This is a genomic window from Actinoplanes sp. CA-015351 (genome assembly GCF_050955685.1).
Classification (GTDB): Bacteria; Actinomycetota; Actinomycetes; order Mycobacteriales; family Micromonosporaceae; genus Actinoplanes.
The window spans coordinates 1308467-1322073 of sequence record NZ_CP192102.1; the positions used below are offsets into that span (position 1 = coordinate 1308467).

The 13607-nt window shown below is 69.9% G+C and carries 11 protein-coding genes; 6 read left to right on the plus strand and 5 right to left on the minus strand.

Features of this window, described 5'->3' with window-relative positions:
- Positions 1–41: 41 nt before the first annotated feature.
- The 3 genes from ACQP2E_RS06020 to ACQP2E_RS06030 form a co-directional block, all read right to left on the minus strand.
- Positions 42–1679: a PAS domain S-box protein gene (locus ACQP2E_RS06020; RefSeq protein WP_433828864.1), complete on the minus strand. Its 1638-nt coding sequence runs from the start codon at positions 1677–1679 to the stop codon at positions 42–44.
- A gap of 91 nt (positions 1680–1770) precedes the next feature.
- Positions 1771–2637 carry a hypothetical protein gene (locus ACQP2E_RS06025; RefSeq protein WP_433828865.1) on the minus strand — a complete coding sequence of 289 codons (867 nt, stop codon included), beginning with the start codon at positions 2635–2637 and terminating at the stop codon, positions 1771–1773.
- Between the two features lie 57 nt (positions 2638–2694).
- Positions 2695–3441 (minus strand): enoyl-CoA hydratase-related protein, encoded by a 747-nt coding sequence (locus ACQP2E_RS06030; protein WP_433828866.1) that lies wholly within the window; start codon positions 3439–3441, stop codon positions 2695–2697.
- Positions 3442–3468: 27 nt separating this feature from the next.
- Here ACQP2E_RS06030 and hemW point away from each other — a divergent pair, with 27 nt between their 5' ends.
- Positions 3469–4671 (plus strand): radical SAM family heme chaperone HemW, encoded by a 1203-nt coding sequence (gene hemW, locus ACQP2E_RS06035; RefSeq protein ID WP_433828867.1) that lies wholly within the window; start codon positions 3469–3471, stop codon positions 4669–4671.
- Here hemW and ACQP2E_RS06040 read toward each other — a convergent pair.
- The gene (locus ACQP2E_RS06040; RefSeq protein WP_433828868.1) at positions 4664–5173 is read right to left on the minus strand and encodes a DUF4870 domain-containing protein; all 510 of its coding nucleotides are present in this window, start codon (positions 5171–5173) and stop codon (positions 4664–4666) included. The two genes, hemW and ACQP2E_RS06040, sit on opposite strands and share 8 nt — an antisense overlap.
- A 164-nt stretch (positions 5174–5337) precedes the next feature.
- On the opposite strand from ACQP2E_RS06040, the gene hrcA reads away from it, so the two are divergent.
- The 3 genes from hrcA (at position 5338) to ACQP2E_RS06055 (ending at position 8607) form a co-directional block, all read left to right on the plus strand.
- Positions 5338–6360, plus strand: coding sequence for a heat-inducible transcriptional repressor HrcA (hrcA, locus tag ACQP2E_RS06045; protein WP_433828869.1), 1023 nt, complete (start codon positions 5338–5340; stop codon positions 6358–6360).
- A 34-nt stretch (positions 6361–6394) separates the two neighbouring features.
- On the plus strand, positions 6395–7531 hold the full coding sequence (dnaJ, locus tag ACQP2E_RS06050) for a molecular chaperone DnaJ (RefSeq protein WP_433828870.1): 1137 nt from the start codon (positions 6395–6397) through the stop codon (positions 7529–7531).
- Positions 7532–7872: 341 nt separating this feature from the next.
- A complete protein-coding gene (locus ACQP2E_RS06055; RefSeq protein WP_433828871.1) occupies positions 7873–8607 on the plus strand; it encodes a 16S rRNA (uracil(1498)-N(3))-methyltransferase in 735 nt (244 codons plus the stop codon).
- A gap of 636 nt (positions 8608–9243) precedes the next feature.
- On the opposite strand, the gene ACQP2E_RS06060 is transcribed toward ACQP2E_RS06055, so the two are convergent.
- Complete coding sequence (locus ACQP2E_RS06060) at positions 9244–11706, minus strand: beta-glucosidase family protein (protein WP_433828872.1); 2463 nt, start codon at positions 11704–11706, stop codon at positions 9244–9246.
- A 24-nt stretch (positions 11707–11730) separates the two neighbouring features.
- On the opposite strand from ACQP2E_RS06060, the gene ACQP2E_RS06065 reads away from it, so the two are divergent.
- Positions 11731–12123, plus strand: a complete 393-nt coding sequence (locus ACQP2E_RS06065; protein ID WP_433828873.1) for an HIT domain-containing protein — start codon at positions 11731–11733, stop codon at positions 12121–12123.
- Positions 12120–13538, plus strand: coding sequence for a serine hydrolase domain-containing protein (locus ACQP2E_RS06070; protein ID WP_433828874.1), 1419 nt, complete (start codon positions 12120–12122; stop codon positions 13536–13538). Before ACQP2E_RS06065 ends, ACQP2E_RS06070 begins: the two co-directional genes overlap by 4 nt.
- Positions 13539–13607: the final 69 nt, after the last annotated feature.

The window sequence follows — 13607 nt, forward strand, 5'->3', positions numbered from 1 at the left end:
CCCACACCCGGGGTCCGGCATTCGGCCGTTCGAGGGAAGAATCAGAAACGGAACTTGTGCTGGGCACTCCGCCGGTTCACCTGGGCGGGCATCTCGCCAGCATCCTGGTACGGCACCCGCTCGCCGGGATCGTGCCGGTCGGTGATGTCCCGCATGGTCACCACGAGACCCTGCACGAGCCGGTCGTCACGCAGATCCCGGTACGTCATCTCGACGAAGGCCTGCGTGTCGTCCTTGCGGCGCAGCGCGCAGAAAACTTTGCCGTCACCCTGTGCGCGCAGCCTCACTCGTACCATCGCCTGGTCGTCGGGGTGGACCAGATCGTCGAAGGCGATGAGCGGTGGCAGCTCGTCGCCGCCGAGCAGGCGGCGGAGTTCCGGGCTGGCGTAACGGATGCGGTGATCGGAATCGATCACCGCCATGATCTCGGCGGTGTTGCGGATCACAGCGCGCAGGTAGAGGTCGCTGTCGCGCCGGCCGACCGCCTCGACCAGGGTGATCCGGTCGAGAGCGAGAGCGGCCTCGCCGGCCAGCACTTCGAGCGCGTCCCGGCCCGCGGTGAGTGCCTCCTTGCGGCCGGTCAGGATGAGCGCGCCGCCGCTCGGCCGGGCCACCGCGAGGGGTTCCAGCCGCAGCGGGCAGATCAGAACGCACTCGTCCGGGTCGTCGGCCGGCGCCCACCAGCTGCGGGAACCTGATCCAGCGGGTGCGGGCGGCAGCGACTCGGCGGCGAGGGCGCCGTCGTCGGTGGCGAGCAGGACCCGGCTGACCGAGCCCGGCGGAAGCAGCCCGATGATCGCGGTACGCACAGCCGCGTCCACCGCAGGCTGATCAGCCGCCGCGACAAGCGCCGTGTTGGCGGTACGCAGACCGCGTTCCCGATTCAACGCGGCACTGTGCTGACGGATCGCGTCGGCCAGGCGGGTGATCGTGAGAAGCAGCGTGACCGCTCCGGTGACGGCGATCACCACCCCGTCGCGCACGTCGTTGTTGAGCGCCTCGATGAGCAGCACCGCCGGGGGAGTGGCGGCCGACGCGGCGAGCAGCACGGTCCAGTGGATCCGCCACGGGGTGGGTTCCGGCGGGCGCGGCTCGGTGAGCCGGACCATCGACGGGTGCAGTGCGGACATCCCCCAGCAGAGATAGAGGGCCACATACGTCGTCTCGGCGGCGAACGATCCCTTGGTCAGCGGATAGAAGATGTCCCCGGCGAGCATGCCGAGCCCACCGGCGAGCAGCAGGATCGCGGCGACGTTGCGGCGGTCGGCCAGGACCAGCCGGACCGCCACGCCCGCCAGGAGCAGGTCGCCGATCACGTCGGCGGCGTTGACCGCACCCATCTGCCCGGCCGATCCGATCACGAAGACCCAGACGACGAGCAGCGTCGAGCAGGAGAACGCCACCAGGTCGATCAGCCGGGCGCGGTCGGCGAGCAGCGAGCCGTCCCGGGTGAACTGGAGCAGGCAGACCACGACCAGGGCGAACATCGCGAGGTAGCAGACTTCGGCGAGGTCCATCCGCCGGTAGGCGTAGAGAACGTCACCGGCACTGAGCGTCGCGACCGCAGCGGCGAGCAGCAGCCACGGGGCCTTGCGGGCCGGTCGGTGACGTCGCACGCCGTACAGGATGGCGACGACGCTTCCCGCTCCCAGCAGGATCCACTCGATCGCCCTCAGCACGCTCTACTTAGTACCAGGGCGGTTGCGGACTGTCCATGTCGATGTATACGCAGCGCAACCCGGAATGCGGCAGATCGAGAGTTACGTCCGGTCACCGGAACACCTCAGCCACCACCTGTGCGGTGTTTCCACCGGCACCGCTGGTTACCGGCTGCCATTTACCGTCCGGCGCGTGCCACTCCAGGTCGGCGAAACGTACCCGTTCGAGGCCGCTCACCGCGGCGTGCGAGACCAGCCAGTGTGCGTACCGCCAGCCGGTGTCCGGGCTGGAGACCGAGACGGTCAGGCCGGCCGGGTCGCTGGCGGTCGCCTTGTTCGGCAGTTTCTTGCCCCAGTCCAGCTTGAGGCTGGCGAGCAGGGCGGTGGCCGCCTCGGCGCCCCGGACCGCCGGAGTGCCGGTGTAACGGCACTCGACGGCGCCGGTGGCCCGGCCGGTCAGCGCGGCGGCGAGCACCCGCGACTCGTCGGACCACTTCTCGTACGCCTCCGGGTACGCCGAGCGCTGCACCTTCTGTGCCGCGTCGGTGACCCGCATCTCCTGCCAGCCCTTGACCTTCTTCAGGGCGGAGTAGAACTTGCCGGCCGCGTACCGAGGGTCCTTGATCTGCTCGAACGTGCCCCAGCCCTGGCTGGGTCGCTGCTGGAAGAGCCCGACCGAGTCCCGGTCGCCGTCGTCGAGGTTCTCCAGTTTCGACTCCTGGAACGCGGTGGCGAGCGCGATCACCACGGCCTGCTCGGGCAGGCCGCGCCGGACACCGACCGCGGTGATCGTCGCGGCGTTCGCCATCTGCACGGAGTCGAGGGTCACCTGGCCGTCGGCGCTGACCGTGCACTCCGGGCCCAGCTGCGGCAGCTTGATGCTGGTCACCACCGAGCGCAGAACCACGAAGACGCCGAGCGCACCGAGGAGGGCCAGCAGGGCGATGCCGCCCATGATCGATTTCTTGCGCACGCCCACCTCCAAGCTGTCGCCGGCCGCCAAGCCTAACCAACGAGCGCCCGTGGCTCGGCGTGACTACATGGCGACGGACCAGGACGGATCCCGTTTCTCCCGTGCCGCGGCGACACCCTCACGTCCTTCCGCGGACTTGAAGTATCCGGCGGACCGGTGTGCCAGATCTGCCAGTTCGGTGCGGATCGACTCGTTACGCGTACGCCGGAGAAGTTGTTTTGTGCCGGCAAGCGCGAGTGGACCGCCGCGAATGAGCGACGCGCAGAAGCCGGCCACGGCTTCGTCCAGATCCTCGGCGGCGACCGCGGCAGTGACCAGGCCGATCTCCGCGGCTCGCGTCCCGTCGAAGACGTCGCCGGTCAGGAAGAGCTCGGCGGCGGCGCGGGGCGACAGCCGGGGCAGGACGGTGGCGCTGATCACCGCGGGGATCACGCCGAGGCGTACCTCGGTGAAGGAGAACGTGGCGGAGCGGTCGCAGACCGCGATGTCGGCCGCGCCGATCAGGCCGAGGCCGCCGGCGCGAGCGGGACCGGCGATCCGCGCGACCACCGGCTTGGGAAACTCCCAGAGCACGGCGAGCACGTCGGCGAGCAGTTCGGCGGGAAGTTTGTCGCCGGGCGCGGCCGCGGCGGTCTCCTTCAGGTCGACGCCCGAGCAGAAGACCGGGCCGGTGTGTGAGAGGACGATCACCCGGCACGCCGGATCGGCGGCGGCCGAGGCCAGATCGTCGAGCATTCCGCGCAGCACTGCGGTGGAGAGCGCGTTGCGGCTGGCAGGGTTGTCCAGAGTCAGGGTGCGGACCGGATCCATGTCCGGAACGATAACTACGCTTGACGGATGGCAGGCGCACTCCCCGATGGTGAACCCGTACCCACTGATGGCTCGCTTCCTGAGGAAGCGACCCGGCACGTGGGTGAGAACGGGTTCGCCGTCTACGTCCATGTTCCGTTCTGTGCCAGCCGTTGCGGGTACTGCGACTTCAACACGTACACGGCCAGTGAGCTGGGTGGCGGTGCGAGCCGCGACGAGTACGCCTCCACCGTTCTGCAAGAACTGGCGCTGGCCGCGCGGGTGATCGAGCCCGGCAAGAAGGTGGACACGGTCTTCGTCGGCGGTGGCACACCGACGCTGCTCCCGGCGGACGATCTGGCCCGGATCCTGGAGGGGATCGACAAGACCTGGGGGTTGGCGGCCAATGCTGAGGTGACCACCGAGGCAAATCCGGAATCTGTCGATATTTCGTATTTAAAAACACTGCGTAATGCCGGCTTCACCCGCATCTCACTGGGCATGCAGTCCGCCGCGGAGAACGTTCTGCGCGTCCTCGACCGCAAACACACCGCCGGCCGGGCACCACAAGCCGCCCTCGAAGCCCGTGACGCCGGGTTCGAGCACGTCAACCTCGACCTGATCTACGGAACGCCGGGGGAGAGCCCGGACGACTTCGCCCGGTCGCTGGACGCGGTCGTCGACGCCGGGGTCGACCACGTGAGCGCGTACGCCCTGATCGTCGAGGACGGCACGCGGATGGCGACCCGGATGCGCCGGGGTGAGCTGCCGTTCCCGGAGGACGACGTCGCCGCGGACCGCTACCTGGCGGCCGAGCAGGCGCTGACCAGTGCCGGCTTCGAGTGGTACGAAGTGTCCAACTGGGCGAAAAAGGGCGGAGAGTGCCGCCACAACCTGCTCTATTGGACCGGTGCCGACTGGTGGGGCCTGGGTCCGGGCGCGCACAGCCACGTCGGTGGGGTGCGGTGGTGGAACGTCAAGCATCCGTCCGCGTACGCGAAAAGGCTCGCCGCCGGCGAGTCGCCTGGCCTGGCCCGCGAGGTTCTCACCGACGAGGACCGGCACGTGGAGGACGTGATGCTCCGCGTTCGTCTGCGGGAGGGCATCTCGCTGCGAGGTCTCAACAAGGACGCGGCAGCACGCGCCCTTGCCGGTGGACTGCTCGACAAGGGCGCTTACGACCGGGGACAGCTGGTGCTGACGCTGCGGGGCCGGCTGCTCGCCGACGCCGTGATCAGGGACGTTATTTGATGATCGAGACGTTCAGCGGGTAACGGAACGGCTGCCCGTTGGTCGCCTTGATGCCCGCGATCAGCGGCACGATCCAGGCGATCAGCCAGGTGGCCAGGACGACCAGCCAGCCGATGAACACGCAGATCAGGATGTATCCGACGATCGTCAGAACCGACCAGAGGATCTGGAAGTTCAGCGCCTGCACGGCCTCGGCGCGGACCTGCGGCGAGCGCGCGCCCTGCGAGAGCAGTGTGATGAGCGGCATGACCCAGCCGAGCGTGCCGCTGCTCAGGAAGGCGACAAGTGCGCTGATGAAGTGGGTCAGCACGATCCAGGTGCGGTCCTCGCCGGCGCCCGGAGGCTGCTGATATCCGCCGTACCCGTAACCCTGCGGCGGCGGATATCCCTGCGGCGGGCCGTAACCGGGAGGGGGCGGCGGCTGATACCCAGGGGGTGGGGTCTGGGCATAAGGGTCGTTATAGGGATCATTTCCCTCAGGAGGGCGAGGAGGCTCGGTCATATCTCCACGCTAAGGCTGGTAATCCACCGGGTCGTGCCCGCCCCGCCGCCCAAGATCTGAGAACGCTACGTACTTTCGATCATCGCGTTGCCGCCCCTGGCGACGTAGACTGGCACTCTGTCTTCGGGAGTGCCAAAGCGAGTGCCAACAGGGGGAGGGGTCATATGAGTCTCGATGACCGCAAACTCGAGGTTCTCCGGGCGATAGTCCAGGACTACGTCGAGACGCACGAGCCGGTCGGCAGCAAAGCTCTGGTCGAGCGTCACCAGCTGGGCGTCTCCCCGGCGACCGTGCGCAACGACATGGCCGTCCTGGAGGAGGAGGGTTACATCCGGCAGCCGCACACCAGTGCCGGCCGGGTGCCCACCGACGCGGGTTACCGCCTCTTCGTCGACCGGCTCACCCGGATCAAGCCGCTGACCCCCGCCGAGCGCCGCGCCATCGAGCGCTTCATGGTCGGTGTCGTCGACCTCGACGACGTCGTGCACCGCACGGTCCGGCTCCTCGCCCAGCTGACCCGCCAGGTCGCCGTGGTGCAATACCCGAGCCTTTCCCGCTCCTCGGTCCGCCATCTGGAGCTGGTGCCGATCTCCACGACCCGGCTCACCCTCGTGATGATCGCCGACACCGGCCGTGTCGAGCAGCGCCTCGTCGAGATGCCGGGGCCGATCGCTGCCGACGACGTCTGGGAGCTGCGCCGCCGGGTGAACGAGAAACTGGTCGGTCAGAAACTCGCCGACACCCCGCTCCTGGTGCAGAAACTCGTCGACGAGTCGGCTCCGGAGCGGCGTCCCGCGATGGCGTGTCTCGCCTCGGTGCTGCTCGAGACGCTCGTCGAGCGCAGTGAGGAGCGCCTCGCCCTTGCCGGTACCGCCAATTTGACCCGCGGTGGTGTGCTGGACTTCCAGGGCACGCTGCGCCCCGTCCTCGAAGCCCTCGAGGAGGAGGTCATCCTGCTGAAACTGATCGGTGACCTGGAACCGAGCACCACCCGGGTCCGGATCGGCGACGAGAACGAGATCGACAACCTCCGGTCGGCATCCGTGGTGAGCAGCGGTTACGGACCAGGTGCGACGATCGTTGGTGGGCTCGGTGTTTTGGGGCCCACCCGCATGGACTACCCGGGCACCATCGCTACTGTTCGTGCAGTGGCACGGTACGTTGGCGACCTGTTGGCACAGAATTGACGGATTCGCGCAGACATTGAGGACTCCAAACCCCGTGGCCAAGGACTACTACGGAATTCTCGGCGTGAGCCGGGAAGCCACCGACGACGAGATCAAGCGCGCCTACCGCAAACTGGCTCGGCAGTACCACCCCGACGTCAACCCGGACCCTGAGGCGCACGAGAAGTTCAAAGAGATCAACGCCGCTTACGAGGTCCTTTCGGACGATCAGAAGCGGCAGATCGTCGATCTCGGCGGCGACCCTCTCGCGCCCGGTGGTGGCGGCGCGCCCGGCCCCGGCGGAGCCGGACCTTTCGTCGGCTTCCAAGACATCATGGACGCGTTCTTCGGCACGGCGGCCGGCGGCGGTTCACGTGGGCCGCGCCCGCGTACCCGTCCCGGCGCCGACGCGATCCTGCGCCTCGAGCTCGACCTTGTGGAGACCGCCTTCGGCGTCGAGGCGCCGATCACCGTCGACACCGCGGTCCTCTGCACCCAGTGCTCCGGCGCCGGCACCGCCCCCGGCACACAACTCGCGACCTGCGACGTCTGCGCCGGCCGCGGCGAGGTCCAGTCGGTGCAGCGCACCTTCCTCGGCCAGGTCGTCTCGTCCCGCCCCTGCGCGAACTGCCAGGGCCACGGCACGACCATCCCGACGCCCTGCCCCACCTGCGCCGGCGACGGCCGGATAAGGACACGACGCTCCCTGACCGTCAAGATCCCGGCGGGCGTCGAGGACGGCATGCGCATCCGCCTGGCCCAGCAGGGCGAGGTCGGCCCCGGCGGCGGCACCGCCGGCGATCTCTACGTCGAGATCCACGAGCGCCCGCACGACGTCTACTCCCGCAAGGGCGACGACCTCCACTGCCGGGTGACGCTCCCGATGACCGCCGCCGCCCTCGGCACCCGGATGACCATCAAGACCCTCGACGGCGAGGAAAACATCGAGGTCAAGCCCGGCACCCAGCCCGGCAGCACGCTGCGCATCCGCACCAAGGGCGTACCGCATCTGCGCGGCCAGGGTCGCGGCGACCTCTTCGTGCACCTCGACGTCAAAACCCCGACAAAACTCACCGCCGACCAGGAACGCATGCTCCGCGACTTCGCCAAGACCCGCGGCGAGGACATCGCGGAACTCAGCAAGCAGGGCGGCTTCTTCTCGCGAATGCGGGACGCTTTCAACGGACATTAAGGTCAAATTCGGATGTCGCAGCGGGGTGGTGGGTTCAGACCGTCGCTCACGCCGAGGGCCCGGCCCGGGTTCGCTGACGCTCCCCGGGCCGCGCGACCTGCGTGAGTGGTCGCGCCCCTTTTCCTGTCACCCCCGTGGCGCGGCCAGGTGTGCAGGTGGCTCCACCACCTGCGGCCGGGTTCGGATGGCCCACGGCCGGTGCGCCGCGCCGGGCGGCTTGTGCTTGGGGCTCCACAATTCGAGCGCTGGCTAGCGCCGGGCGGCTTGTGCTTGGGGCTCCACATTTCGGGCGCTGGGCGACCGTGGGCGCTGGCTGGGGTGGGGTTCGGTAGCGTTCGGGGGTGTCCGCACCTCTGTTTCTGGTCGAGAGTCTGCCCGCTGGAACGTCGTTCACCCTGGACGGGCCGGAAGGGCACCACGCCGCCACCGTGCAGCGGCTCCGGGCCGGCGAGACGCTGATCCTCGCCGACGGCCGGGGCGGCACCGCGAAAGCCGAGGTCAGCGCGGTCGGCAGGGGAACCGTCGACCTGCTGATCGGCTCCCGTACCACCGAACCGGCCGCCGACCCGCGTCTGGTCGTGGTCCAGGGAATCGCGAAGGGCGACCGCGGCGAACTGGCCGTCCAGGCGATGACCGAGGTCGGCGTCGACGAGATCGTCCCGTGGGCGGCCTCCCGATCGGTGGCGCAGTGGCGCGGCGACCGCGGCATCAAGGCCCGCGACAAGTGGGCGTCAACCGCCCGGGAGGCAGCCAAACAGGCCCGCCGATCCTGGCTCCCGTCGGTGTCCGGCGATCCGGACTGCTCCACGAAGCAGGTAGCGGCCCGGATCGCGGACGCGGCGGCCGCGTTCGTGCTGCATGAGGAAGCAACCGAACGGCTGACCTCGGCGCCACTCCCGGAATCCGGCGAGATCATCCTGGTGGTCGGCCCCGAGGGCGGCATCAGCGACGCCGAGGTGGCGACATTCCAGACAGCCGGCGCCGTCCCGGTCCGCCTGGGCACCGCGGTCCTGCGCACCTCGACGGCCGGCGTGGCAGCCCTGTCAGTGCTCTCCACCCGCCTGACCCGCTGGTAGGACAGGACACGCTCGACCGAAATCGCCCAGCCGCGAGTGTCGCCCAGCACCCCGCCGAGTGGCACGAGACAACCAGTCCGCGATCTTGGAGACTGCTTGCTGCGGAGTGTTACGCGCTGTCACGGCGGGGCGGGCCGATGGCCGATGTGTGGAGCATGGCGGGGCCTCCAGGCACCGTCAGTTTCCAAGATCAGCGGGTGGTGCCCGTGGGCACGGCACGCAGAGCGACTAACACAGTCCCCGCGCACTGCCGCGATCAGCGGGCCCGGCCCCGCCACAGCCCGCCCCCACAGCGTGTTGATTTAGGGCGCGATACGACCCCGAAGTCGGCACGAGCAGCCGTTTCGTGGGGATGCGTGTGGACATTGGGTGCGGATCGAACCCTAAATCAACACAGTGGATTGTGAGCCGGCGCCGGGCCCCGGTCGGGCGGTGGAACTTGTGAGTTTCGGGTCGGTCCGATGGCGCAGCCGCACACCGTCGCTTGGCCGCCCGAGCACCGCGACCTTGTGAGTTCTGGGCGGCTCGGGCGGCGCAAGCTCACTAGATCGCGGTGGCTGGTGGCTGGTGGCCGGTGGCCGGTGGCTGGTGGCCGGTGGCCGGTGGCCGGTGGCTGGTGGCTGGTGGCTGGTGGAGTCAGCGGGTCAGGTGGGCTGTCAGGCGGGGGTCGTCGAGGGCGTGGGCGGCGGTCACCGTGTAGGTGCCGGGGATCGTCTGCCAGCCGTCGTTCCAGATCTGGAAAGCGCGCTCCGGCAGCGGCACCCGGACCGTGACGGTCTGGCCCGGTGCGGCGGCCACCGAGGCGAACCCGGCCAGCCAGCGCTCCGGCCGCTCGATCGCGTCGCCGCCATCGCCATCGCCATCGCCACTGTCATCGCCACTGCCGTCGCCGTCGCCACTGCCATCGTCACCGTCACTGCCGTTGGCTTCGAAGCTCAGGTAGATCTGGATCACCTCTCGGCCTGGGCGTTCGCCCGTGTTGGTGATGGTCACGGTTGCTTCGGAGTCGGTGACCGTCAGGTCCGCGTACCCGAAGGTGGTGTAACCCAGGCCGTGACCGAACGCGAAGAGTGGGCTGGCCGGGGAGCGCAACCAGGCGCGGTATCCGATGAAGATGTCCTCGTCGTAGGCGAGGGCGCCGTCCGTGACGCGGACGTCGAGTACCGGGCAGTCCTCTTCGCGGCGCGGCCAGGTGGTGGGCAGGCGGCCGCCGGGCTCGGTGACGCCGAGGAGGACGTCGGCGAGGGCGGCGCCTGCCTCCTGGCCGGGAAACCAGGTGAGCAGGATCGCGGCGGCCTCGTCCGACCAGGGCAGCAGCACCGGGGAGCCGGCGTTGACGACGACGATGGTGCGTGGGTTCGCGGCGGCAACCCGGGAGACCAGCTCGTCCTGGCGGCCGGGCAGGGCCAGGCTGGTGCGGTCGAAGCCTTCGGACTCGACCTGTTCGGTGGTGCCGACCACGACGATCGCCACGTCCGAGCGGGCGGCGAGTTCGACGGCCTCGACGATCAGGCCCTCCTCGTCCGGTCCGGGCGCGCGGTGACCGAGCGTGGTGGCTACCGAGTGGGCCATGCCGGGTTCGAAGGTCTGCCGGAGCACCACCGGAACGGTCACGCCGGCTTCCAAGGTGAGAGAGAAGCGCTGCTCACGCGGGTGCAGCAGCAGGTCGGCGCGACCGGTGCCGGGCGGGTGCAGCGAACCCTTGTAGAGCAGGCTGTCGCCGGCGGTCAGCTCGAACGCGCCAAACCCGGAGATCGCGAGGATGTGCTCGCCGGACTCGGTGGGTGTCAGCGTGGTGCGCAGGACCAGGCTGGTGGCCGTGGCGACGTTGAGGCCGCCAGGCAGGTCGCCGATCCAGCGTACGGTCGCGGTCTCGACAGCAAAGTCGAAGGCATCGAGGTCGGAGCTGCTCAGCGCGAGGTGGAACGTGCCCCACTGCGGGCCCTGGGCGGCGGGCAGAAACGGCCGTGGGTCGGCGCCGATCGCGTACGCCACATCGACGCCTGGCAGGTCCTTGCGGATCCCGTCCAGCGGCGAGATCACGTGCGGCGGGGTGACCTGGGCGCTGCCACCACCGAGCACCCGGGCGTCGGTGGCAAGGGCGCCGATCACCGCGACCCGGGTCAGGTCGCCGGTGGGCAGCGGGAGCACGCCGTCGTTGGTGGCCAGCACGAACGAGCGGGCCGCGACCTCGTGAGCGACCGCGGCGCCGTCCTCGTCGAGCGGGATGTCGGCGATGGCGAAGCCGTCGAGGGCGCCGGTCCGGGCGGCGAGCAGCAGCACCCGGCGTACCTTGTCGTCGATCACGTCCGCCGGCACCTCGCCGGCCCGGACCGCGGCGACGAGCGACGCGCCCCACGGGTTGTCCATGGCGGGCATCGCGATGTCCAGGCCGCCGTTGGCCGTGGGAACCGTCTCCCGGGCAGCCCGCCAGTCGGAGACGACAACCCCGTCGAAGCCCCACTCCCGCTTGAGAACGAGATCCTGAAGCGCCCCGTTGCCGGCCATCGGCAACCCGTTGACCCCGTTGTACGCGCTCATCACGCCCCAGCCGCCCGCGGCCACGACCCGCTCGAACGGCGCCAGGTACAGCTCGCGCAGCGCCCGCGGCGGGATCCGCACGTCCACGGTCATCCGGTCGGTCTCGAAGTCGTTGCCGACCAGGTGTTTCACCGTGGTGCCGACACCGTGCGACTGGACGCCGGCCACGAACCCTGCCGCGATCTCGCCGGTGAGCAGCGGATCCTCCGAGTAGCACTCGAAGTGCCGCCCGCCGAGCGGGGTGCGGTGCAGGTTCACGGTCGGGCCGAGCAGCACGTGCACACCCTTGCGCCGGGACTCCTGGCCGAGCAGCCGCCCGGCCCGCTGCGCCAGCGCGGTGTCCCAGGTGGCGGCGAGCGCCGTCGGGCTGGGCAGGGCGATGGACGGGTCATCGGGGGCGTACCCGGTGCCGCGTACGCCGACCGGGCCGTCGGACATCACCAGTGAGCGCAGGCCGATCCGGGGGATCGCGGGCAGCGACCAGAAGTCCTGTCCGGTCAGCAGGGATACCTTCTCCTCCAGGGTCAGTTGCCCGAGGAAATGATCGAGATCGGTCATGAGAGCGCTCCCAGCGTTAACGACATGGATCCGGCGACCATTCAATCCTCAACGCCTAAGATCCGACAGGTGGAAAACTCCTGCCTCTTCTGCCGCATCGTGGCCGGCGAGATCCCGGCGACGGTCGTGCACCGCACCGAGACCACCCTCGCGTTCCGCGACATCGACCCTAAAGCGCCAACCCACGTGCTGGTGATCCCGGTCGCGCACCACCCCGACGTGGTCGCTCTCGCCGCCGACCCGTCCGCCGCGGCCGACGTGCTCGCCACCGCGGCCGCGGTGGCCGAGAAGGAGGGGCTCACCGACGGCTTCCGGGTGATTTTCAACACCGGCACGCACGGCGGCCAGGAGGTCTTCCACGTGCACGCGCACGTGGTCGGCGGTGCACCACTCGGCCCGATGCTGGCCGGCAAGTGAACGCTCCGACTCCCCGGTACGAGCGAGCCGCCCGCAGAGCACAGTCCGACGGACGCATCCCGGCGTTGTCGGTCGCCCTGCACCGCGCCGACCGGGAACCGTGGGTCTTCACGGTCGGCGAGTCCGGCAACACGGCACACCCGCTCGGCCCGGATACCCGGTTCCGGATCGGCTCGGTCACCAAGACGTTCACCGCGGTGCTCGTCCTGCAGGCCCGGGACGAAGGGCTGCTCGATCTCGACCAGCCGGTGAACGCGTACCTGGACCTGCCCGCGCACGGTGATGCCACGCTGCGCCGCCTGCTCTCGCACACCGCTGGTTTCCAGCGTGAGCCGCACGGCGACGTCTGGGACACCCTGATCGCCCCGGACGCGGCGCAGCTCGTCGAGGAGCTGGACCGGGCCGAGCGGGTGCTGCCGAACGCGCGCCGGTTCCATTACTCCAACCTGGGACTCGCGGTCCTCGGGCAGCTCGTGGCAAAGCTCCGCGGCGGCACCTGGGAGCAGATCGTCGCCGAGCGCATCCTGGTCCCACTCGGATTGAACGCCACCACGGTGGAGGCGCCGCCGCAGTCCGCCGTGGGTTATCTCGTCGACGCGTACTCGGACGCGGCCCGCCCCGAGCCGCCGGTTCCGCTCGGAGGTGTGGCGCCCGCCGCGCAGCTCTGGAGCACCGCCGCCGACATGGCGAAATGGGCCGCCTTCCTGACCAGCCCGGAGCTGGTCGACCCGGACGGCCGCGTCCTGAAAGCGACCACCCTCGACGAGATGCGCTGGCCGCTGACCACCACCGACGAAGCGCTGTGGGGTGCCGGGTTCGGCCTCGGCCTGATTCTGGTGCCCGAGGGCCGGCGGGTCATGCACGTCGGGCACGACGGCGCGATGCCCGGTTTCCTGGCTGGTGTCTACGGCCGCCGGGGCGGCGAGGGCAACCCGGGCGCGCTCGGCTGCGCGGTGCTGGGCTCCTCCGGAACAGCGGGACAGGTCAACGAGCTGGTCCACGAGTTGCTGCGGCTCGCCGTCGAGCTGGACCCGGCCGAGATCAGGCCGTGGCGGATCGCTGCGCCCGCGCCGAAGTCGTACCGATCGGTGCTCGGCCGCTGGTGGAGCGAGGGTTCCGAATTCATTTTCGCCTGGCATGACGGGCAGCTTCAGGCCCGGCTCGCTGAGGCGCCCGCCGACCGGCCGCCCGCGGTGTTCGCCGCGCTGCCCGAGCAGGAGGACGTGCTGCGTACGGTCTCCGGCCGGGAGTCCGGTGAGCTGCTGCGACTGACCCGGGACGAGCACGGCGAGGTGGTACGGATGCACTGGGCCACGTACCGGTTCCGCCGGTTCCAGGACGGCTTCGACGGCGGTCCGGCGTCTTCCGGACCGGAGCCTTACCGGGCGGGTGACCCGCCAGCGGGGCGGCGATAATGGCATCGGCGGGGGAGCGGGCGAGCGGATAGGATGGCACGATCCTCGAGCAAGCCGCCCTCAACCGGG

Coding starts and splice junctions, on each gene's coding strand:
- hrcA (WP_433828869.1), top strand. CDS start 5,338: ATGAGTCTCGATGACCGCAAACTCGAGGTTCTCCGGGCGATAGTCCAG.
- ACQP2E_RS06065 (WP_433828873.1), top strand. CDS start 11,731: ATGGATCCGGCGACCATTCAATCCTCAACGCCTAAGATCCGACAGGTG.
- ACQP2E_RS06040 (WP_433828868.1), bottom strand. CDS start 5,173: ATGACCGAGCCTCCTCGCCCTCCTGAGGGAAATGATCCCTATAACGAC.
- hemW (WP_433828867.1), top strand. CDS start 3,469: ATGGCAGGCGCACTCCCCGATGGTGAACCCGTACCCACTGATGGCTCG.
- ACQP2E_RS06060 (WP_433828872.1), bottom strand. CDS start 11,706: ATGACCGATCTCGATCATTTCCTCGGGCAACTGACCCTGGAGGAGAAG.
- ACQP2E_RS06030 (WP_433828866.1), bottom strand. CDS start 3,441: ATGGATCCGGTCCGCACCCTGACTCTGGACAACCCTGCCAGCCGCAAC.